The following is a 22,922-nucleotide window of genomic DNA, read 5'->3' as shown; positions in this document are numbered from 1 at the left end:
GGGTTCCTTTCAGCCGCTGATCTTCGCAATGAACGTGACGCCGGGCAGGCCGTCGAAATGAGCGTCGCATGTCAAAAGTTCTGCGTCATATTCCAATGCAGTCGCGTAAACAATTGCGTCGGCAGTCGCAAGTTTTTGCTGGACGCAAATCGCTGCAGCCGCCAGAGCGATCTTCGTATCGAGGGGGGCGATAAGGCACATTTGGGTGAAAGCAATAACCTGATCCGTCTTGTCCTCACTTAGCTCCCGGGTAAGCCATTTCGCAAGTTCGAGCTCTACAATCGCCGGAACCAGCCAATCTTCCCGCGCCGGCATGAGAGGTGCTATTATTTTTCCGGTGGGTGAGGCAATCAGCCATTCGATCCAGGCTGACGTATCGACGAGACGCATCAGAACCGGTCTTTGCGGTCGCGATAGTTCTTCGAAGTGGCGCCCTTGGCAATCCCCGCGAGGTCGGCCTGTTCGGGAACGGGGATGAGCAATACCCCAGTTTCCTTCGGTATGAAGACAAACTCCTGCCCGGCCTTCCATTTGCGTGCAGTACGAACAGCTTTCGGAATCGAAATCTGGAACTTCGTCGAAAGTGTTGCAGTGTCAGGCATGTCGTACTCTTCTCCGATCGATAACAATCCGGTAAGAAAATAGCACGCCTCGACACTTTCTCAAAGCCCAGCGTGAAATCGCTACGCCGTTACCGGATCATAAACCCGCGTCGTTTCATTATACTGCAGGCCGATGGCCGGGTCGCTCTTGCTGATCTTGCCATTTTCGAGATGACCCGCATAGCGGCGCAGGAAGCTGTTGCTATTAACCGCATCGGCGACGGAAACATCGTACCAGCCGTCCTTTGTCGCGACATCGATGCTTGCCGTCCCGTTTTCGATGACAGCCTTATCGCCGGTATAGGCGCTGACCAGCTTCAACTTGCCATTGGCTGTCGGCCATTCGTCGAAGACGATCTGGATCGTGGCTCCGTCATTCAAAGATTTTACATCGACAATATTTGGAAGCTGCATCTGGACCGTATCCAGGGTATTGCCTGCGAACTCGAATAGATAACCATTCGGGCCGTGGATGGCATGGGCATAATCGCCATTGGCGACCTGGGCATAGCTATTCTCTGATAGTGTGACCGGCGTCCCGCCGACCTTCGTGCCTTCGACACTAAAGAACCAGGGGCCATCGCTCCTCGAATAGGGTATGACATAGAACGATGCGCCAAGCGGGCCGGAATTTCTGATGACCCACTCCACCCTTGTCTTGCCGTCGGTGTGAGTTCCATATTTGAAGAACACCTGGAAATCATAGCCGACCGGCAATAGCGCACATTGCGCCTTGTCCTGTTTGACCAGCACCGGCTTTTTCGCCTCCGGGTCGGCCAGGACATGAGAATATTCCGGCTGGAAAGCACCGACACCTGTCGAATTGCCTTTTACTTTCGCCGCAAAAGTTCTTTCGGATTTGATCGCGTCGATCAGTTCGTCCATTGCGCCCATTTTGGTGCGGTCAAAATCGAATGCACTGGTCAGATCACCGGCGATGGCCTGCCTCCAGGACGAGATACTGGAAGACGCAGGCGTATACGCTTTCTGTTTTTCTTTTGCCGTGAGCCAGCTATCGAGAAAGCGGATGACGGAGGTATGATCGAAAACTTCCGAACAGACCCGCCCGCCGGCACTCCAGGGTGAAATAACCAGCGTCGGAACACGCGGCCCCATGCCGATGGGGGTTGCCTGTTCGATTGACGTTTCGGAATTGATCTCACCCGCGGCCGCCAGGGTGATGCCGGGCGAAGTCTGTCCGTTGTCCGATGTCAACGGTGGCACAGGCGGGAGCACATGATCGAAGAAACCGCCATTCTCATCATAGGTAATAATAAACACGGTCTTGTGCCAGACTTCCCTGTTGCCAAGAAAGGCGCGCAAAATCTCGTTCAGATAGAACTCACCGAAATGCGGCGGATATTTCGGATGTTCGGTGAAGGCTTCTGCTGGAACAATCCAGGATACGGCCGGAAGCTTGTTGTCGATGATATCCTGTTCAAACTGCGATGGCTTGCTCGCATCGGTCCGCAGAACCGAGTTTACAGACTGGTTCTTCTTGTAGATCGATGTCGTCCGGTCGCGGTATTGTCTGAAGAACTCAAGCGTATTGTCGCCGTAGTTTCCAGCGAACGGATCGCTCGTCCACGTCAAGCCGTCCTGGTAAAATTTCCAGTCGACGCCAAGGTCCTCAAGTTTCTCCGGATAAGACTTCCAGTCGGCCCGGGACGGATCATTGTCAGAAACATCGTCGTCCTTTGAACTGAAAAAACCGTTGGAGGTCCGGCCCTTGCAGGTGCCGGTCCAGAAGTAACTGCGATTGGGGTCTGTCGGACCATTGACCGAGCAGAAATAGGCATCGCAAAGCGTGAATGTCTTCGCCAGCTTGAAATAGAGCGGAATATCATTCTGCGTATAGTGCGCCATGGAGACGATGTCCCTGAATGGCATCCACTGGTCGTTCTTGCCTGCATTCCACGCAGCAATACCGTCCTGATACCCGTGCCATGGATCCTGCAGGAAGACCGTTCCGGAACTGTTCGGATCGATATCGCCTTCAGGCTCATTGACGGTCATTTTGGGCAAATGATAGGGCTTGACCCACTGTTGCTTTCTGGCTTTGCCGGATTTCGTCTGTCCGGTAAAGTTGTATGCTGGAGTTCCATCAGCATTCAGCTCTGCAAACTCGAAATCCGGCTTGCCGTCCTTCAGTGCGTCAAGCTCCATGACCCACTTGCCAGCCGCATTCTTCACAGGCCGCGCCCAACCCAGCTGGTCAAAGACACTTTTTCGGTCCTGCTTCTTCATCGGCCTCGGATCCCCAAAGCCGCGCACGCCGCGCAAGGTTCCGAAATAATGGTCGAAGGAACGGTTTTCCTGCATCAGGATCACCACATGTTCGATATCAGCAAGCGATCCCTTCTCGCATTCCACGCCTGCTGCCAACAGATCGTCGACCACCGTCGATTGAGCAAGCGCTTCGCTCATATAGTTTGAGCAGGCGGTGTAGGCTGCGGCGCTCGTGCCCGCAAGACCCAGCATCTTGATGAAATCGCGTCTATCCATAATAAACTTCCTGAAATAAGTCGGTTATTGAAATGTTGTTTGATGCTTATTTTGATTCAGAGAACGCTGCATTCATTCTTTGCAGCAATACGCAGCGGAACAATATTGCATCATTGACAAACAGCACTCTTGAGCAATGCGGTAAGCTTGGCTTTATTTGCAATGAGCTGATCGCGCTCTTTTGTGACATTACCCAACTGCCGTTTAAGCTCATCCCGCTCAGCTTCAGTAAGGTCGGCCCGCTGTAACCTCTGGAGGAGCTCTTCCTGTTCAGCCAATTTTGCGTCGAGGGCGGTCTGAATTTGCCCCTGCTGACCGGCAAGATCAGCATTATCCTGCTGCGCTTTGGCCAACGCACTTTTGGTTTCCTTCAGCTCTGCGGTCACCGCATCGAAAGTCGACCTGGCAACACTGTCATCCGGCTTGGAGTCCGATCCATTACAGGCAGAAATCAAAATCAGGGGAAGTAACAGGCAAAAACGATGTTTCAAAACCTTGCTCCAACGGAATAAATAAAAAAATATCTGCAGCTTGAAATTTCAAATATACTATTCGATCTGCTCTGGTGGGACGGCCGAGCCAGATTCCGGCCTTTGTTCCCGGACGGCAGCAGTATCGCGGATCGTCACGCGTTCGGCATACCCGCCGCGTGTGAAATCTGGATGACATGCTCGCTGACGGGTGAGCGGCCGGGATCCGGTTGCAGATTTATTCCGTTTACACTTTATGAGTGGATCGGCTGTCACATAGCTGACATCATCGCAGACGTGATTTGGGTATGAACCCCAAGGGGCAGGAAACAGGGAGCGGACCGCAAACCGCTTTTCGCAAAAGAAGAATGACGGGGCCGAAGATGATGCCTGATGCTGGCAAAGCGGTTTCGCTTGAAGTTGTAGAGATCGAACTGGCGCTTGGCGCACAGGATATCGTTGCCGACGGATTTGAAGGTGCGCTGCAGAAAGCCGCCGATCTCGTCAATGGCGAAGTGATCTTCAATATCAGGGGGCCGGAAGATGGCGACCAGCAGCGGATCGCCGCCATTTCCGTTTCAGACGGAATGACGAATCAGGTGGTGTTCGTCTTGCTTGGCAATGATGGAACCACTTTGACCGTGACCTCCGAACAGGACGAAGCCACGCTTCTTGAAAAACTCGGCGCGGATTTTGTCGCGGTCATGAAAGGACTGCTGGTCTAGCGCAAAGGCTGAATGCGTTCCAAGGCACTTCCTGCCCAAGAATACCTGGAAATGGCCGAAGACCGGGCAATTCTTACCCAACAACCGTCGATTCTGGCTAAAGAATCTGCACCTTGAGTTGATTTTTGGGTTAGTTCGGTTGCAAGGCGTGTTTTCCAGCAGCTAAGCTTTGCTCTTGCCGGCAAGTCTGGCTAAGGTTGCATACCCTTCACATCCGGAGTTCCAAAATGGCGAACGGCCACCCCCTCACCAATGTCCAGCAGCGCGATATCAACGCAATCCTGCATCCCTACACGCCGATCCACAAGCTTCAGGAAAACGGGCCCGTCGTGATGGGACACGGCAAAGGTGTCTATCTCTATGACACGCAAGGCAAGGAATATATCGAAGGCATGTCGGGGCTGTGGTGTGCGGGCCTCGGCTTCGGCGATGAAGAAATGATCGAGGCGGCCAACGAGCAGATGCGCACCCTGCCCTATTACCATCTCTTCGGGGGCAAGGGTATGGAGCCGGCCATCGAACTCGCTGAAAAGCTTAAGGAAATCGCGCCGGTGCCGATTTCGAAAGTGTTCTATACCTCGTCCGGCTCCGAGGCTAATGACACCCAGGTCAAGCTCGCCTGGTATTATAACAATGCGCTTGGCCGGCCGAAAAAGAAGAAGATCATCTCCCGTATCAAGGCCTATCACGGCGTGACCGTCATGGCAGCCTCGCTGACCGGCCTCGCCGGTAATCACAAGGGTTGGGACCTGCCGGTCGAAGGCATCCTGCATACGGATTGCCCACACCATTACCGCTTCGGCCTCGAAGGCGAAAGCGAAGCCGAATTCGTCACACGCCTCGCCAAGTCATTGAAAGATATGATCGAACGCGAGGGACCGGAGACGATCGCCGCCTTCATCGCCGAGCCGGTGATGGGTGCGGGCGGCGTCATAGTTCCCCCTTCCGGCTATTTTGCGGCGATAGAACCCATCCTGCGCGAGCATGATATTCTGATCGTCTCCGACGAGGTGATCAATGGCTTTGGCCGCACCGGCAACTGGTGGGGCAGCCAGACCGTCGGCATGACGCCAACGACCATTTCCGCCGCCAAGCAGCTGACCGCGGCCTATGCGCCACTCGGTGCAGTGCTTGTTCCGGAGGATGTCTATCAGGCCTATGTCGACCACAGCGCCCAGCTCGGCACGTTCGGCCATGGCTTCACCTATGGCGGTCATCCGGTCGGCTGCGCCCTCGGCGTGAAGGCAATCGAGATCTACCAGCGCCGCAATATTGTTGAGTATGTGCGAGGGCTTACCCCACTATTCGAGGCCCGCTTGAACAAAGTCAAAGATCACCCGCTCGTGGGCGAGGTCCGTTCTTGCGGACTTGTTGGCGCGGTTGAGATGGTTGCTGACAAATCGACGAAGCGGCCTTTCGATCCGGCGCATGGCGTTGGAGCAAATCTTGCAAAGTTCCTCGAAGGACATGGCGCTGTGCTCCGCGCTCTAGGCGATACGATCGCATTCTGCCCGCCAATGATCATCACGGAAGACGAGCTCGACGAGTTGTTCAACCGGTTCGAGAAAGCACTGGCCGACACTGAGGCCTATGTGTCGAAGAACGGACTGCGCGCGCAGTAGTATCAATATGTTAAAGGAAAATGGGGCGGCGCAGCCGCCCCTTTTTTGGTCTTGTCACTGTGTGGTGAGAACGATCTTTTGTTTCTCTCCGGCTTTGATGCGGACATAGGTCACCGGAATATTACCATGATCCGGATCGATACCGGCGATCCAGCCTTCGGCTGCACCGGTTAGCGAGGTCAGGTTTGCCGCGGGATCCAGTTTCGCATCGTTGATACTGACGGCTGCGGTGTTGGGAACGTGAATCTTCACCGTGTAGTATTCCAATTCCGGCTTGAAACTGCCGGCGGGATCAGGAGCAGCGGTTTCGAATGTCACCTCTTTGTCTTTGCTTTGCACCGACAATGTCTGGAGGAAATAGATCCCTTTCTCGTAGTCGTAGCTCTTGCCATCATCATCGTAATAATCGAATGAAGTGCGCTTCGTATCGGGAAACACCTCTATATTCAGCTCCGTCAGAGGCTTTTCACCCACATATTGGACATCCTCACGCAGCATGGGAACGATCGCCCCCGGACGGAAGAATAGCGGAAAATTGCTTTCCCATTTCACGGTGTTGAAGGCGATGGATTGCCCCCCGGTCTGCGATTTGCCGGAATTCCACTCAGTCCAGGTCCCTTGCGGCAAATAGATATCCTTGCTGCGTTGCCCCTGCTCAACGACGGGAGAGGCCAGCAGCCATTCGCCGAAGAGCCACGACTGAGAATCGTTGCGAACATTGCGGTCGTTTGGCCAGTCGAAAATAAGCGGGCGAACAATGCCGACACCGGTCCTGTTGCGCTGGTGTTCATAGCTGTAAATATAGGGGATCAGTTTGTAGCGCAGCCTGATTGCCTCAACGGCTGCGTCATAGCCAGTCCCATACCACCAGAGCTGACGTTGCACCCCGTTCTCGCCATACACGCGAAAGATCGGCGTGCATATGGCAAACTGCATCCAGCGCGCATAGTCCTCATAACCGGTACCGCCTCCCGCAAAAGTCCCGCTTCCGTTCTGGAACCCACCCGTATCCATGGTCCATTGCATGGCGCCGGCATTGACTGCCCCCAGCATTCGATTGCGCTGTTCAGCCATGCTGGAAAAGCCGTTTCTGATATCACCTGACCAGAGGCCATAGGCGTAACGCTGCGACCCCAGATAGAAGTTGCGGTTGATCGACCATACGCGCGTATCCGGCCTGTTGGTACGCTGCCAGTTATAGATGCCGCGCTGCGCATCCAGACCTTCGGTTTCATTGCCGTCATCGGTGGCGCCGCTCGAACCGAACTCATCATTCCACCAGCCGGCGATGCCTGAATCGAACAGGCTGCCAAGATGGTCCGTATACCATTTGATCACCTCCGGTTTGCTGAAATCAACGTGCCGCATGTCCGTGGTCGGCAGGAAATAATCCGCCACTGCCTTTGTATTCGGCATCCACCAGCCCTTCTTTGTGGCTTCGCTGCCTTCCTGGGAGTCAACAGGGATGCGGGGCTTCAGGATGGCGGTCATCTTAACTCCCTGCTCATCGAGCCACCGCTTCAGCCCACCGTTCGCCCCATTAGGAAATTTTTCGCTATTCCAAGTAAACTGGCTGTTTGGTATGCCGGCTCGAGCCCAGTTCATCCAGTCCAGATCAAATGTGAAGGCGTCGATCGGAATGTTTTCGCTGCGGTATCGTGAAATGATGACACGAAGCTTCGTTTCGTTAAGCCCAACGCTGTTGTCGTCTCCATTCCATGCGTTGTCTGCGCCCCATTGGTGAAGCCCATCGCCCATTTTGGAAACAGCGGTGAGCGGCCGCTGATCCTGGCCACCGAACCAAATATTTCAGCAGGACGGCCAACCAGCAGATAGTAGTCAACGTCCGGTTTCGAAATGGACCCAAAAACAATGCGGCGGGAGTCCGAGAGATCGACATTGCTCGTTTCTGACCCTATCGTGTCGACCAGAACACCATAGCCGCTTGTGCTCCAGACAAGCGGGGCACCCGCATGACCTTGGTCGGACGTCTTCAAATCCTGCAGGCCCGTGCGCAATATTCCTGTATTACCAATGCTTGCCTCGTCTGCAATACCATAGAGAGCATCGGAAGCATTGTGTTCTACGCTCACTTGTCCGAGTTGCAGATCGGCGGCGGGGGAACGCGCCAAAATCTTGCCTGCGGCATCCCTGAGAAGGATCGTTTCCGTCCGTTTTTCCCACTTGGCGGTAAACTGACCCGTCGTGATCTCAACCGAATCCGCGTCTCCTCTAACCTCTGGATCGATTTCGGCAACGGGCTCAACCGGCGCGACGTCCCCCGGTTGCGGAAGAACGCGGGTTGCGTCCGTTGCTGCCATGCCATCCGGCCGGAAACGGACGCGCAATATATTTGCCGCGAAAGCGCGAACTTCAAGCACATCCTTTTCCAACTGAACATCAAAGCCGCCCGATTGTAGCGTAACGCCCGTTGGCAAATTGGCCGGTTCTATCCTTCCCTCGCCCTTCTCTCCGGCTGGGCCTTTTTCTCCAATTTCGCCTTTTTCCCCGGGTGGCCCAGCAATAAAGGTTCCACCGTCTGTGCCCTGCGAAGAATTGCTGTCATTGCAACCGGTCAATCCTGGCAATAGCAATAGACTTAGAATAGAAAGTTGAACGCGGTTCAAAATAATTCCTCCTCAAAATCAGGTCATAAGAAAATAAAATCGGCAAACAGCTGGGAATATCTGCATGCCATCAGGCAAGCACAACCACTGTACAGCTGGCCTCTTGCCATCACTGTACGTACGCCAGTCCTATAGTGCCGGTAGTTGGTTCTTGCTTAAAAAATTGTTCGTCAAAAAATCGATTGCGCGAGGTTGTAGCCCGCACCGTCGTCTAAACTATCGAATTTCATACTGGTAGCCCCCTCCCAAGGTGCCGCGCAACCAAGCGCAGCAGGGAAAAAACACGAATTCGAAATTCCGTCAATTATTCGATAGTCGCATAAAAACTTAGGAAGCAGCTTTTAGAGGAACTCAAGCCCCAGGTTGTGGAGAACGTTCAGTCTCCTGAGTGTCCTCCAGACGAACGAAACGGAAGCCCTTTTGCTTTAGTGCCAGAATGCCCTTGACCACGCCTTCTCCCGCGACGCGACCCGGCTGATTGACATGGGCAATGATGACGTCGCCGTCCTTGGCGGCTGTGATGCGCTTTTCCACCTGGCCGGCCATGAGTGAGGCACCCATATCGGCATTCAGCGAATAGCCTGCCACGCGATAACCCAACTGGTGGATCAGCGTGATCGCATCGTCGCTATAGCGGGCGGTCGCATCGCGATACCAGGCCGGCTTCGTTATCGCTGCCGTTTGCAGGGCATCTACGCCGCCCTGTATTTCGGATTGGATAGCGGCTTGCGATCCAGCTGTTTTCAGTCCGAACATTGTCGGCTGGTCGTCAATAGCAGGGACATGGTTTAGTCCATGATTTTCCAGCTCGAACAGGTCGGCATGGGCTTTCATCACGCCAAGCGCCGCGACATTGCGCTTGAGCCAGCGACCGGTGACAAAAATTGTCGCCGGAATATGATTATCCACCAATGCGTTGAGGATGCGCAGATCGGTCTGGCCCGAGCAGGCATCGAGCGTCAAGGCAACCTGAGGCGTGGCCTTGCCACCCTTGGTCACGTAGAGCTTTGGCTCGACGAAATGCGGGTGTTCTTTGGCAGACACGCCGGTCGGCGCAACAAAAAGGAGAGCGATCAGACTGAGGGAGATTTTGCGCAAGATCATAGCCATCACTTGAGGAACGCGCCGAGCTAGGCACGTGCAACCAAGCGGATTTGTGGCAGGATGGACTTTCGCTTCCCTTTCAACTCATTTTGATTTAGCCGACGCCTGGGCGGCCGCAAGACGGGCAATCGGAACCCGGAATGGCGAGCAGGAGACGTAGTCCAGCCCCGTTTCCTCGCAGAAGTGGATTGACGCCGGATCGCCGCCATGTTCGCCGCAAATTCCGAGCTTGATGCCAGGGCGCGTCGCCCTGCCCTTTTCCACCGCGAGGCGCACCAGTTCGCCCACACCATCGACGTCGATCGAGACGAAAGGATCCTGTTCGATGATTCCCTTGGTTTGATAGGTCATCAAGAACGACGAGGCATCATCGCGCGATATACCAAATGTGGTTTGGGTCAAATCATTGGTACCAAAAGAGAAAAACTCGGCAACCTCGGCGATCGAATGGGCCCGCACTGCGGCGCGCGGCAGCTCGATCATAGTCCCCACCAGATAGTTGATCTTGATATCCGCCTCTTTCATCACATCGGCAGCAACAGCGTCGATCCGCGCCTTGACGAAATCCAGCTCGGCACGAAGCCCGACGAGCGGTACCATGATCTCGGGTTCGACCGGCGCACCGGTCGATTTGGCTGCCTCAACCGCCGCTTCGAAAATCGCCCGCGCCTGCATTTCGGCAATTTCCGGATAGGAAATGGCGAGCCGGCAGCCGCGATGTCCAAGCATCGGGTTGATTTCATGCAGACTTTCGGTTCGCTCACGCAGCTTGTCCACACTCACATTCATGGCATTGGCAACTTCAGCGATCTCCTCCTCCGTCTTCGGCAGGAATTCGTGCAACGGAGGATCAAGCAGGCGGATCGTAACCGGCAGGCCATTCATGATTTCGAATAATTCAACGAAGTCAGACCGTTGCATCGGCAAGAGCTTGTCGAGAGCAGCGCGGCGACCTTTCTCATTATCGGCCAGGATCATCTCGCGCATGACAACGACGCGCTCGCCCTCGAAGAACATATGCTCGGTGCGGCAAAGTCCAATGCCTTCAGCTCCGAATGAGCGAGCCATGCGGGCATCGTTGGGCGTCTCAGCATTGGCGCGCACTTTCATGCGCCGTGCCCCATCAGCCCATTCCATGATCTTACCGAAATCGCCGGAAAGTTCCGGCTGCAGCATAGGGACAGCGCCCTTCAAAACCTGGCCAATACCGCCATCGATGGTGATGATGTCACCCTTTTTCAAGACAACGCCCATAGCGAGCAAGGTTTCGTTGCGATAGTCGACACGCAGCGAGCCCGCGCCTGAAACACAGGGCTTGCCCATGCCCCGTGCCACCACAGCGGCGTGGCTGGTCATGCCGCCGCGCGTGGTCAGGATGGCTTCAGCGGCGTGCATGCCATGAATGTCTTCGGGACTGGTTTCGATCCGGACAAGAATGGCCTTGCGCCCTTCCGATTTCAGCTGTTCGGCATCCTCCGAGGAGAAAACAATTTCACCCGTAGCGGCACCTGGGGACGCGGGAAGGCCGCTGCCGATGACATTGCGCTTTGCACTCGGATCGATGGTTGGATGGAGCAGTTGATCCAGCGAAGCGGGATCGATGCGCAATACTGCTTCCTCGCGTGAAATCAGCCCTTCTTCTGCCATCTCGACGGCGATCCGCAACGCAGCCTTCGCGGTCCGCTTGCCTGAGCGCGTCTGCAGCATCCACAGCTTGCCGTTCTCGATAGTGAATTCGAGATCCTGCATGTCGGCATAGTGCCTCTCAAGCCGCTCCGAAACGGCGCAGAACTCGGCGAATGCGTCAGGCATCACCTTTTCCAGAGACGGTTTGTCCGACCCGGCGGCAATGCGGGCTTCTTCAGTAATATTTTGCGGTGTCCTGATGCCGGCCACCACGTCCTCACCCTGTGCATTAACCAGAAACTCGCCGTAGAGTTTCTTTTCGCCTGTCGAGGGGTTGCGCGTGAACGCGACTCCGGTCGCCGAACGATTGCCCATATTACCGAACACCATCGCCTGAACGCTGACGGCTGTTCCCCAGCTTTCAGGAATATTGTGCAAGCGGCGATAGGTGATCGCGCGCGCGTTCATCCAGCTGGAAAAGACTGCGCCAATAGCACCCCAAAGCTGCCTCTCCGGATCTTGGGGAAACGGCTCTTCCAGTTCCTCTTCGACCTTGGCCTTATAGAGGTCGATGATACCCTTCCAGTCCTCGGCAGTTAGAGCTGTGTCGACCTCATGGCCCAGATTGGCTTTTGCATCTTCGAGGATTTCTTCAAACACCGCATGATCCAGCCCCATCACAACATCAGAATACATCTGGATGAAGCGGCGGTAGCTGTCATAGGCGAATCTGGCATCACCCGTTTCGTGAGCGATTGCCTCAACCGTCTCATCATTGAGGCCGAGGTTGAGAACTGTGTCCATCATGCCTGGCATGGAGGCACGAGAACCGGAGCGTACGGAAACGAGAAGCGGCTTGTTTTTATCCCCGAAGTTGCGGCCGGTGACGCTGGCTATGTGGGTCAGTGCCGCTTTTACATCACCTTCCAGCGTATCGGGATATTGGCGGTTGTTTTCGTAAAACCTGCTGCAAACTTCCGTCGTTATGGTAAAGCCAGGCGGAACGGGCAACCCGAGGGAGCACATCTCGGCGAGATTTGCTCCTTTTCCTCCCAAAAGATTGCGATCGCCAGCAGAACCTTCTGCCTTGCCATCACCGAATGTGTAGACCCATTTCACCATTGCAGCCTCCCATGCCGCCAGAGCATATGAGAGGTCTACGCGATCATTCCGTCAAGCACCATAGAAAAATGCTGCAACGCAGCATTCAAATCGATTAGCAGAGTAAATCCGCGTTAATCTTTGAAATCCTTCGTCATTCGGAAGGTTAGCTTGCTTCGCGAAGCTGTTCAGCGGTCTGAAGATCAACGGAAACCAGCTGACTGACGCCCTGCTCGGCCATGGTTACACCGAAGAGGCGGTTCATTCGTGCCATGGTGATTGGATTGTGGGTAATGACCACAAACCGGGTATCGGTAGACGAAGCCATCTCGTCCATCAGATTGCAGAATCGCTCGACATTGTGATCATCAAGTGGCGCATCCACTTCGTCGAGCACGCAGATCGGTGCGGGATTGGTCAGGAACACTGCAAAGATCAAGGCCATGGCTGTCAATGCCTGCTCGCCGCCGGACAGAAGTGTCATCGTCTGCGGTTTCTTGCCCGGTGGCCGCGCCAGGATTTCCAAACCCGCTTCCAGCGGATCATCCGATTCAATCAGTTGCAGCTCCGCCGTGCCGCCACCGAAGAGATGGGTGAACAGACGCTGGAACTGGACATTGACGACTTCAAAGGCAGCCAGCAGGCGTTCACGGCCCTCGCGGTTGAGACTCTGGATCGCCTGACGCAGCTTCTTCACAGCCTCGATGATATCTTCACGCTCGCTGACAATCGCTTCGAGCCGATCTGAGAGCTCTTCCTGTTCTTCTTCCGCGCGCAGGTTCACAGCGCCAAGACGCTCGCGCTCGATCTTCAGACGTTCCAGATTGCGTTCGGTGGCTTCCACATCCGGTAGCGGATCTTCAGGACCCAGTCCGGTTAATTTCATGGCCTCATGTGGCGGGCAATTCAGGGCCTCCGCAATGCGGGCTTCGGCATCCATGCGACGTTCCTGGGCGGCAGCCAGGCGTTCTTCAGCGCGAGCCCGGCCCTCGCGCGCTGTCGCAAGAGCCTGAATGGCATCTGTTGCAGCCCGGTCCAGCTCCTGTTGCCTGGCTTCCGCAACAGCAAGCTTGTCAGCGGCATCCTTGCGCAGCGATTCCGCCTCCGACAACTGCGACAGCAACGTCCGATTGCGGTCAGCGATCTCTTCCGGAGCATCGGCAAGGTGCTCTGCCTCCCGTTCCGCCTCCAGACGCCGCTCTATAAGTGACTTGATCTGACGATCGGCGTTGTCAGCGCGGCCAGTCCAGCTCTTGCGCTCATGGCCGATCGCTTCCAGCCGCCGCATTCGATTGTCCGCCTCACGTCGAAGGCCGTCGTAGATAGCTCGCGCTTCAGCCAGTGCGGCGCGATCCAGCGTCACTTCACTTGTCAGGCTGGCGAGCCGGATATCGAGGTCACGCAGATCGACGGCATTTGCAAGCCGCGTTTCCGCTTCCACGAACTGCTCTTGCGTGTCCTCCAGGGTTTCGGCCAGTCGAGCCTTGCCCTCATCAAGAGCGGCGCGGCGGCTCGACAATTGCCCGGCTGCGCGTTCGGCTGCGGCCAAAGCCTCGCGGGCATCGCTTACTGCTCGTTGCATACCGCGCCAGTGATCGCGCGCAGTCCGCTCCGTTTCCACAGATTGGCGTACCGCCGCTTCGGCACCAGCAATCCCGGCTTCCGCCTCGCGCAACCGTTTCGTTGCCTCGACCACCTCGAGATCAAGTTCGGCCAGCCGGTTTTTCTGGGCAAGGCGCTGTGCGGCTGGTGTAGGAGCATCAGCGCTGGCAGTATACCCATCCCAGCGCCAGAGCGCGCCGGAACGGCTGACAAGCCGCTGGCCGGGCATCAGAGCAGACTGCAGGCGTTGCCCCTCGGCCTCATCGACAATACCTATCTGGGCAAGACGCCTCTCCAGCTGACGCGGCGCGCGCATGACATCGGCCAGGGATCGAACGCCCGCAGGGAGAGCCGCGTCCTGGCTGGACCCATTGATTTCACCCCAGAAAACTGGAGCACTTCTGTCGATCGGAGCATCGAGATCTTCACCGAGAGCGGCGCCGAGAGCAATTTCATAGCCTTTTTCGACTTTCACGGACTCAACGACCGCCGGGAAAAGGTCGGAGCCGCCAATATTGATCATCTTGGCGAGTGTACGGGCTTCCGTCTCGACCCGTCCCAGATTGCTTCGTGCGTCCTGTAAGGGCTGACGAAGCTCCAACTCCATCCGGCGCGCTGCCTCGACCGCTGCCTCAGCGGTAAGTGCCGACTCTTCGGCCTGATCGAGAGCAGCCTCTGCGATGTCAACAAGGCTCTGCTTTTCAACGGGATCGGCCAAAGTGGCGATTTGTGCGGCGACCGCAGACAGATCACGCTCGACATCGCCCACCTGGCGGACAAGCCGATCGCGTCGTTCGGCGCTCTCGCGTAAATTTCGCTCTATCTGCGCGCGCTCGGCTGAGGCTTCAGCACGCTCGGCGGTAACCTTGGCAAGTGCGGCTTCACTTTCCTTCAGTTCGGCATCAGCACGTTCGAATTCAGCTCGCGTCTTAATTTCGCGCTCACCGGCATTGGCATTTTCTTCGTTGAGCGATCGCTCCTCGGAGTCGAGACGCGCGAGCACATCTGCGTTGTCGCGCACCATCTGCTCTTCGCGCGCAATATCCGCAGTAAACTGAATCAGCCGCTTCTCAATTTCGGTTTGACGGCTACGAATACGTTCAGCTTCTTCATTGAGTTGCGAGCGAGCAATCGTCAGCCGTTGCAATACGGCAGCAGCCTTGGCTTCGGCGTCACGCAGATCGGGTAATTTATGCGCGCCAATAGCCTGCTCTTTGGCGGCGTTCATCTGAAGCTGCGCCCGATCTCCGACGCCGGAAGTTGCAATCGACAGCGCAGATTGAGCTTCGCCTTCGTGCGATTTGGCGACGGACCATCTCAAATGCAGTAAAATCGCTTCAGAACGGCGGATATCGGCGGACAGGCTCTTGAAACGGTTTGCTTGACGGGATTGGCGCTTCAGACTCTCTATCTGAGTCTCAAGCTCGCCGACGACGTCCTCAAGACGTTCAAGATTTTGTTCAGCCGCCCGCAGTCGCAGTTCCGCTTCGTGGCGGCGCGTGTGCAGGCCCGATATGCCCGCAGCTTCCTCCAATAGTGCACGACGTGCCTGGGGCTTGGCCTGAATCAGCTCGCCGATACGGCCCTGTCCGACCATCGACGGTGATCGCGCACCAGTGGATTGGTCCGCAAACAGCAATTGAACGTCCTTCGCCCGGGCATCCTTGCCGTTGATGCGATAGACTGAGCCTGCCTCGCGTTCGATACGCCGCGAAACCTGAAGTTCGTCCGCATTGTTGAAGGCAGAGGGCGCGCTACGATCCTGATTGTCGAGAAAAAGCGTCACTTCTGCAGTGTTGCGTGACGGTCTCGTGCCTGAACCGGAGAAGATGACGTCATCCATGCCGGAGGCGCGCATGTTCTTGTAGGAGCTTTCGCCCATGACCCAGCGCAATGCCTCAACAAGATTGGACTTGCCGCAGCCATTGGGGCCGACCACACCGGTCAGGCCGCCTTCGATGACGAATTCCGCCGGTTCTACGAAAGATTTGAACCCGAGGAGCCGGAGTTTGGTGAAGCGCATCAGATGCCCTTTCTGCCAAACGCCGTAGGGGCCAGTCGTTCGATGGCAGGCGCGGTTAGGCGCCCGCCGAAACTTGAGCAGGCACTAGAGCAGACCGTCGATAACTGCTGACATTTCGTCAACCGATAAGGCTCCCGAGTATTTAGTGCCGTTGATAAAGAATGTCGGGGTTGCGTTTACTCCGAATTCGCTGGCACCGCGCTCACGTACTGCATTCACATCATCCAGAAGTTTTTGGTTCGTCAAGCAAGCCTTGAAGGACTCCTGTGTAAAACCTGCCAATTTGGAGATTTGCAGCAAAGGTTCTTCGGCATTTGCCGCTCCGGCCCACTGTTCCTGCTGTTTGAACAGAACTTCAACCAACGGATAGTAGCGCTCTTCCGGTGCGCAGCGTGCCAGCATGAAGGCCGCGGCAGCGCGCGGATCGAACGGAAATTCGCGCAGAATGAGCTTCGCTTTACCGGTATCGATATATTTTTCCTTGATGACTGGCAGCGTCGTCGTGGCGAAATGCGCGCAATGTGGACAAGTCATCGATGCATACTCGACGATTGTCACAGGCGCTTCGGGTTTGCCCAGGATCATGTCCTTCAGCGAGCCCGCGGCCATCAACTTCGCCTCATCGACTTTGCCGGCCGGTTGAGGTGCCGCCGGCTTCGCGGCTTCCTGCGACCAGGCCTGATCGCCCGCAGCCATGGCGAGGGCAGCCGTCGAAACGGCGGCAAGTGTCAGAATTTTTCTGCGGGTCAGCAATTCAGTCATAAGGATCACCTGTCTCCGGTGTTGATTATGCAACTACAAGTTATTGACTCGTTAGAGCCTCAAGCCAGTCTCTTTAAGGCAGAGACTGCATTCTGTCTTTGAATTTTTCGTGATCTTACATCCGTCAATTCATACCATAGGATCAGCGTTTGATCTTTTCAGCATGGATGCTTTGGCCAAGCCGCTGAAGCGCTTCGCGAAGACTATCATCTTCGATCTGCTCCACCGACCGGCTGATCATGCTCGCTGTCTCGGCGTCAACAGGGGGCAACGCGCGCTTCTTGGCAACAGGGAGTGCTACAGGCTTCTGCTCGATCTTGATCCGCCCGACGGCGGCAAACCCAAGGAAGGAATTGACGCGGCTTATGATCTCACCAGTTTCGTGCTGGATACGCATGGCTGTAAAGCCCTGGCAGGCAATCACCAGCGTGGCTGGTTGAAATGGGTCGTCCTCATGCGCCCGGCGCGGCCAGAGCAATTTGAGAGGCCGCGACTGTCCGCCCAACGCGGATCCAACGACTTCTTCCCAAGCCTGAACGAGTTCGATGGTAATACCAGCCCGCTTGCGCAGCACGGGATCCAGGATGCCGGCGGCAGGATCCGCAAGTGGCCGGAATCCCTTCTTGCTGCGGTCATCATTCATGATCTGTCGCGCCTGTTCCAGAGAAAGTGTCAGCGCCCATTATAGCCGCGAAACCACTTAACGAACAAAGGAATCCCCTCTTCCAAGGTCGTGGCAGGTGAAAAACCAAGATCACGTGCGGCTAATTCAATATCCGCATAGGTGCGCTCGACGTCGGCGGGCGGCATTGGTGCGAGTTGTTTGATGGCTTCGCGCCCGCACGCTTTCTCGATGATTTCTATGAATCGCATCAGTGCAACAGGCTTGTTGTTGCCAAGGTTGTAAACCGGCGCGGTCCCCTCGGGATTCGTCAGTATGCGGTTTATCGCGCCAAATACGCCATTGACTATGTCATCGATGAACGTGAAGTCCCGCTCCATGCGGCCATGATTGTAGACCTTGATCGGCTCACCTTTCAGTATGGCATCGGTAAACAACCAGGGAGCCATGTCCGGACGGCCGTAAGGGCCATAGACCGTGAAGAACCGGAGGCCAGTCGACGCAACCTTGTGAACGTGCCGATAGGAATGTGCCAAGAGTTCAGCCGAGCGCTTGGTCGCAGCATAAACAGAAACAGGACAATCGACAGGGTCGCTTTCCGAAAATGGCACCTTTGTATTCGCGCCATAAACGGATGATGAACTGGCATAGACGACAGGCGGCCTCTTTGGCATTTTTCGGGCTTGCTCGAAAACGGTGACCTGACCCTGGACATTGGCATCAACGTAGGCTGCCGGGTTCTCAACCGAATAACGCACACCCGCCTGGGCGGCAAGGTGCACGATGATATCGGCACCCACGTCGCCGGCAATCGCCGCGGCGAGTTCATTCGGGTTGGCAATATTGGCGCGAACAAAACGAATATTCGACTTGCCATCCAAGGCGGAAAGCCGCGTCTCCTTCAGTGCTACGGGATAATATTCGTTGAGATTATCGATAGCGACGATGTCAAAACCTTCGCTGGCAAGCCGCTTAGCGACGTGAAACCCGACAAAGCCTGCGGCTCCTGTAACGATGGCCTTCATATGACACCTGATCTCTGTTTTTGCTCGCGGCGGTCTTCTATCTTCACGCCCTCAGGGCAATCGCGTCGTCATCCGCCAGATACGCCACTTTACGCACCGACAGATAGGGCGAGCTACCCGCGATCCAGCAAATCATGATCGTGAGGTAAGTAAAAACAGCGTCTGTCGCATCGTGGCCAAACATGATCCCGAACATGCCCGTGATTACATAGCTGGTGACAAGCAGAAGCGAAATTGCCGTGGCGAGATCGCGTCCCGGTCCCGGTTCTTTGCTGCGAGCGGCGATTAGCGGGGCAGCCAAAAGTGAGAGCACTCCAAGAATTCCGAGAATGCCGCCATCAACGGCTGCATTCAAGAACCCGTTATGGACATGGGTGAACGTCATTTGCTTGTCGGCTGGCAGATTCAACGTCTTAAAAACAAGGGACATACGGTTCTGCGGACCCTGGCCGATCAAGGGCGATTCCAGAAATGCATTCTTGGCTGCTGACCAAAGCAAGAGCCGTGCTTTCAGCGAGCTAATATTGTCAGGCTGCTGATCAAGTTGGACAATATCGCTCTCCAACGCATGGTATCGCTCGGCTATCTTCATTGCGCCTATCGCAACAACGGCGACAACCAGAACCGTTCCGACCACTTTCGCCGCGTTTGTAAGTGTCGGCAGCGATTGTCCGCGCAAATACCAATAGAGGACGATGAAGTGAAATGGCATTACAAGCCAGGCCGACCGCGTACCCGAGAGGAAAGCGCAGACCATTCCGCACGCGAAACCGGTAATTGCAATGACGCGTTCAGTTTTGCTGTCCGAATGTGCGTTCAGCAGCGAGATGCTGCCAAATAGTACAGCAAACAGCCCGAACACCGCGGCATTACCGGCGCCTCCTTCGGCTCTGGAGGACAAGAATGCGACTTGTACAATGCTGAATATAAGCGAGCCAACCATGCCTATACCGGCGCCCGCAACCAAGAACGGTATCAATCGCCCCGAAATGCCTGCACGAAGGCGCGGCAGGATCGCCCAAACGGCAAGAAACGGGATCATCTTGATAAGGAATGGCCCACCTTTTTCCGGATTGGGATGAATCACGACCGAGAAAATCGTCACCAAAACATAGAACGTTATACACCACGCGACAATTTTGTCCGACCTCGTCAAATTGAAGGAGAATCTCTTTGTCACCAGCGAAATGAGCGCCCAGATAAAGGCGAGGACCAGCGTCACCGAAGTTCCACTTGCCAATAAACCAGGAAAAAGCGCAAACACGAACGTAAATAGGCGGTTGTTGCGATCGATTCCGATAAAATGCCCTCTACTCGGCAGCATCAGCGCCTTGGTCAATTGATCTGGAAACATCTATGATTCCGAATACTTCTGAATGTCACGCTCGCAACCGTTGTGTAAAAACCGTAATAGCCCTCGTGTAGCGCAGTTTGGAATTGATGCAACAGATAACCGTCAAACTACTCCATTGGTATGATTCTCATCACAGAATTCTACCATGGCGCATTTCGCCGCGCGAGCACCTCGCAGGGGTCAAAGCGGATCCCTACCGGATCTGGCTTTCCGAAATAATGTTGCAGCAGACGACTGTCGAAGCGGTGAAGCCGTATTTCCGGGCTTTTACAGAGAAGTGGCCGACAGTCATTGATCTCGCTGCCGCCAGCCAGGATGATGTACTGCGCGCGTGGGCAGGCCTTGGCTATTATTCACGCGCTCGAAATCTAAAAAAATGTGCGGACATCGTTTGCGCGAAATTTGGGGGACGTTTCCCCGCTGATGTGGCCAGCCTGAAATCGCTGCCTGGTATCGGCGACTATACCGCGGCCGCGATTGCGTCAATTGCCTTTGACCTGCCGATCGCGGTGGTCGACGGTAACGTGGAGCGCGTGATTACCCGGCTTTACGGGCTGGCAACACCCCTGCCCTTCGCCAAACCCGAAATTCGCGTGCGGATGCAGGCGATCACACCCGGCAGGCGCTCCGGTGACTTCGCGCAGGCGATGATGGATCTAGGGGCAACAATCTGCACTCCTAAGCGACCAGCCTGCATCGTCTGCCCGCTAAACGATAATTGCGAGGCGCTGCGAACAACGGATCCAGAGTTCTTCCCGGTAAAGGCCCCGAAAAAGGAAAAACCTGTCCGCGTGGGCGCTGCCTTTGTCGCCATCTCAAATAACGGCGAGGTGCTTCTGCGCAGTCGCACCGAAAGTGGCCTGCTCGGTGGGATGGCCGAGGTACCCACGACGGACTGGACTGCTCGGCTTGATGGAGACACCGACATTGGCGCGGCTCCCTTTCCGGCGAGCTGGACTCCCTCGGGTAGCATAACTCATGTTTTCACGCATTTCGAACTGCGTCTCAAAATCTACACGGCGCGTGGGCTATACAAACCAACCTCCCCGGACGGCTGGTGGGTCAAGGTTGAAAATTTAGCCGGTGAGGCGTTGCCCACGGTTATGAAAAAAGCCATTGCTACGGCGATTCCGGACGCGTTCGCAAAGAGAAGGAAAGAGGAATGACATCGGTCAAACATATCGTTTTCGACATCGGGCAGGTTCTTATCCATTACGACCCGGACGCAGCATTCCGGAATGTCATTCCCGATGACGCAGAACGCAAATGGTTTTTCGACAACATCTGCACCCATGACTGGAATATCGAACAGGACCGCGGACGCAAATGGCCGGAAGCCGAAGCACTTCTGATTGCTGATTTCCCCGACCGCGAACATCATATCCGCGCCTTCCGCAAGAACTGGCATCTGATGATAACGCATTCAATCGATGGCAGCGTAGCGATTATGCGCAAGCTGATCGCCGATCGCCACGATGTGACGATGCTGACCAATTTCGCGTCTGACACGTTGCGCGAGGCCTGGGAGCGGTTTCCCTTTCTGACAGAAAGCCGTGGTGTCACAGTTTCGGGTGACATTGGACTGATCAAGCCAGACAAAGCTATCTATGACCACCACGTCGCCGCTTTCGATCTGGAGCCATCGGCCACGCTATTTATCGACGACAGTGCAAAGAACGTCGCTGGCGCCAAGGCCGCCGGCTGGCAGTCGGTGCAATTCGTCAATCCTGAAATGCTGAGAGCCGATCTGAACAATCTTGGAATTGCGGTTTGATCCGCATTTAACGGCGAAACGCCCAAGGCTGACCTTGGGCGTTTCGGGATCAGAACGGCACTGGAGGTCCTCGTCCGATCGGATCGCTTAGCCGCCCGCCGAAACCATGCCGGTACGCACTTGCTTGCGCAGTTCGTCAATCGGCTTGAGCACCCCGGCATCTTCAAAGTGCCAGAAGGTCCAGCCATTGCAGGCGTCCAGACCTTGTACTTTTGCGCCCATGCGATGAATTGATCCGGCATCGCCACCTGTCGTCACTGTTCCGTCGGCCCGGACTATGGCGGCGTGACGTTGGCGCAGGTCACTCAGAATAGCGCCAGGTTTCAACATGCCGGACTCAACGATACTGCCGAAGGCAACACGCGGCTCGGCGCGCTTGCCAGTCATGACCGTAAGCTCGGCTCCAGCTAATGGTTCCACCGAAGCGATGCGAGCCGTTGCAGCATCGATGTACTTCTGTTCCCGCTCGATCCCGACAAAATGGCGTCCGAGCCTCTTTGCGACTGCGCCCGTGGTTCCAGATCCGAAGAAGGGATCGAGAATGATATCGCCTGGTTTCGATGACGCCATGAGAATACGCGCCAACAGGGCCTCTGGCTTTTGGGTTGGGTGGATCTTGTCGCCATTCTCATCTTTCAGACGCTCCGCACCGGTGCAAATGGGAAAGAGCCAGTCCGACCGCATTTGCAGGTCGTCATTGGCGGCCTTCATCGCCTCATAGTTGAAGGTGTAGCCCTTTGATTTTTGATCGCGTGATGCCCATATCATTGTCTCATGGGCATTCTGGAACCGGCGGCCCCGGAAATTCGGCATCGGGTTGTTCTTGCGCCAGATGATGTCGTTGAGCATCCAGAAGCCCAGATCCTGCATAGTGGCACCAACGCGAAAAATATTGTGATAGGAGCCGATGACCCAAATCGTGCCATTCGGCTTCAAGACGCGGCGGCAAGCCAGGAGCCATGCCCGCGTGAAGGCATCGTACGCCTGGAAGCTTTCGAACTGATCCCAATGATCGTCGACAGCATCTACCTTCGATTGGTCCGGCCGATGCAAATCACCATCGAGTTGAAGATTGTAAGGCGGGTCAGCGAAGATAATATCGATCGAATGATCCGGCAGGCGATTGAGGGCGGCAACACAGTCGCCTTTGAGAATGGTGTCGAGCCAGGAAGATTGGGGGGCTGCCTGGGGCAGTTCATTCACGAGACGGACAACAGACATATGATACTCGATTACTGGAGACGCGTTACTGATCCTTATGGTTACTGCGCAGGGTAAATATCGCGTTAAGAGCGGATGAATCGATCCTGATGCCCGCCCGCTTTTCTTTGACGCAACGGCAATTAGAGTGTAGTCGATGCCGGTAATCCCCCCAATT

At 55.6% G+C, this 22,922-nt stretch carries 18 protein-coding genes; 4 read left to right on the top strand and 14 right to left on the bottom strand.

Translation table 11 applies throughout. The features are described from left to right. Positions 1-9 precede the first annotated feature (9 nt). The 4 genes from CU103_RS23420 to CU103_RS23405 form a co-directional block, all read right to left on the bottom strand. The gene (locus CU103_RS23420) at positions 10-390 is read right to left on the bottom strand and encodes a type II toxin-antitoxin system VapC family toxin (protein WP_106666444.1); all 381 of its coding nucleotides are present in this window, start codon (positions 388-390) and stop codon (positions 10-12) included. Continuing rightward, positions 390-602 (bottom strand): AbrB/MazE/SpoVT family DNA-binding domain-containing protein, encoded by a 213-nt coding sequence (locus CU103_RS23415; RefSeq protein ID WP_099999768.1) that lies wholly within the window; start codon positions 600-602, stop codon positions 390-392. The genes CU103_RS23420 and CU103_RS23415 overlap by 1 nt, the downstream gene beginning before the upstream one ends. An 81-nt stretch (positions 603-683) precedes the next feature. Beyond that, positions 684-3,107 (bottom strand): phosphocholine-specific phospholipase C, encoded by a 2,424-nt coding sequence (locus tag CU103_RS23410; protein ID WP_106666443.1) that lies wholly within the window; start codon positions 3,105-3,107, stop codon positions 684-686. A gap of 110 nt (positions 3,108-3,217) precedes the next feature. Continuing rightward, positions 3,218-3,598 carry a hypothetical protein gene (locus CU103_RS23405; RefSeq protein WP_106666442.1) on the bottom strand — a complete coding sequence of 127 codons (381 nt, stop codon included), beginning with the start codon at positions 3,596-3,598 and terminating at the stop codon, positions 3,218-3,220. Positions 3,599-3,960: 362 nt separating this feature from the next. Between CU103_RS23405 and CU103_RS23400 the strand changes: the two genes are divergently transcribed. Next, positions 3,961-4,302, top strand: a complete 342-nt coding sequence (locus CU103_RS23400; RefSeq protein WP_146147847.1) for a hypothetical protein — start codon at positions 3,961-3,963, stop codon at positions 4,300-4,302. A 227-nt stretch (positions 4,303-4,529) separates the two neighbouring features. Next, positions 4,530-5,924 carry an aminotransferase gene (locus CU103_RS23395; RefSeq protein WP_106666440.1) on the top strand — a complete coding sequence of 465 codons (1,395 nt, stop codon included), beginning with the start codon at positions 4,530-4,532 and terminating at the stop codon, positions 5,922-5,924. Positions 5,925-5,978: 54 nt separating this feature from the next. On the opposite strand, the gene CU103_RS23390 is transcribed toward CU103_RS23395, so the two are convergent. The 9 genes from CU103_RS23390 to CU103_RS23350 form a co-directional block, all read right to left on the bottom strand. Beyond that, positions 5,979-7,559 (bottom strand): glycoside hydrolase family 31 protein, encoded by a 1,581-nt coding sequence (locus CU103_RS23390; protein ID WP_245448968.1) that lies wholly within the window; start codon positions 7,557-7,559, stop codon positions 5,979-5,981. After that, positions 7,526-8,551: an alpha-glucosidase domain-containing protein gene (locus CU103_RS32240; RefSeq protein ID WP_162707196.1), complete on the bottom strand. Its 1,026-nt coding sequence runs from the start codon at positions 8,549-8,551 to the stop codon at positions 7,526-7,528. Before CU103_RS32240 ends, CU103_RS23390 begins: the two co-directional genes overlap by 34 nt. A gap of 351 nt (positions 8,552-8,902) precedes the next feature. Continuing rightward, a complete protein-coding gene (locus tag CU103_RS23380) occupies positions 8,903-9,652 on the bottom strand; it encodes a polysaccharide deacetylase family protein (protein ID WP_106666528.1) in 750 nt (249 codons plus the stop codon). Between the two features lie 87 nt (positions 9,653-9,739). After that, positions 9,740-12,403: a pyruvate, phosphate dikinase gene (gene ppdK, locus CU103_RS23375; protein WP_106666438.1), complete on the bottom strand. Its 2,664-nt coding sequence runs from the start codon at positions 12,401-12,403 to the stop codon at positions 9,740-9,742. Between the two features lie 145 nt (positions 12,404-12,548). Then, positions 12,549-16,007, bottom strand: a complete 3,459-nt coding sequence (gene smc, locus CU103_RS23370) for a chromosome segregation protein SMC (protein ID WP_106666437.1) — start codon at positions 16,005-16,007, stop codon at positions 12,549-12,551. An 84-nt stretch (positions 16,008-16,091) separates the two neighbouring features. Next, positions 16,092-16,769 carry a DsbA family protein gene (locus tag CU103_RS23365; RefSeq protein ID WP_106666436.1) on the bottom strand — a complete coding sequence of 226 codons (678 nt, stop codon included), beginning with the start codon at positions 16,767-16,769 and terminating at the stop codon, positions 16,092-16,094. Between the two features lie 142 nt (positions 16,770-16,911). Next, positions 16,912-17,412 carry a DUF721 domain-containing protein gene (locus tag CU103_RS23360; protein WP_106666435.1) on the bottom strand — a complete coding sequence of 167 codons (501 nt, stop codon included), beginning with the start codon at positions 17,410-17,412 and terminating at the stop codon, positions 16,912-16,914. A gap of 29 nt (positions 17,413-17,441) precedes the next feature. After that, positions 17,442-18,416 (bottom strand): NAD-dependent epimerase/dehydratase family protein, encoded by a 975-nt coding sequence (locus CU103_RS23355; protein WP_106666434.1) that lies wholly within the window; start codon positions 18,414-18,416, stop codon positions 17,442-17,444. A gap of 43 nt (positions 18,417-18,459) precedes the next feature. Beyond that, a complete protein-coding gene (locus CU103_RS23350) occupies positions 18,460-19,770 on the bottom strand; it encodes an O-antigen ligase family protein (RefSeq protein ID WP_106666433.1) in 1,311 nt (436 codons plus the stop codon). 86 nt (positions 19,771-19,856) lie between these two features. Here CU103_RS23350 and mutY point away from each other — a divergent pair, with 86 nt between their 5' ends. Together mutY and CU103_RS23340 are read left to right on the top strand one after the other, a co-directional pair. Next, entirely contained in the window at positions 19,857-20,936 is a 1,080-nt protein-coding gene (gene mutY, locus CU103_RS23345) for an A/G-specific adenine glycosylase (protein WP_106666432.1), read from the top strand. Further along, complete coding sequence (locus CU103_RS23340) at positions 20,933-21,544, top strand: HAD family hydrolase (protein WP_106666431.1); 612 nt, start codon at positions 20,933-20,935, stop codon at positions 21,542-21,544. Before mutY ends, CU103_RS23340 begins: the two co-directional genes overlap by 4 nt. An 87-nt stretch (positions 21,545-21,631) precedes the next feature. Here the strand turns inward: CU103_RS23340 and CU103_RS23335 are convergent, their stop codons facing one another. Further along, positions 21,632-22,765, bottom strand: coding sequence for a site-specific DNA-methyltransferase (locus CU103_RS23335; protein WP_106666430.1), 1,134 nt, complete (start codon positions 22,763-22,765; stop codon positions 21,632-21,634). Between the last annotated feature and the right edge of the window lie 157 nt (positions 22,766-22,922).

The organism is Phyllobacterium sophorae, assembly GCF_003010965.1.
GTDB classification, from domain to species: Bacteria; Pseudomonadota; Alphaproteobacteria; order Rhizobiales; family Rhizobiaceae; genus Phyllobacterium; species Phyllobacterium sophorae.
This window is presented reverse-complemented; position numbering and strand designations above follow the sequence as displayed.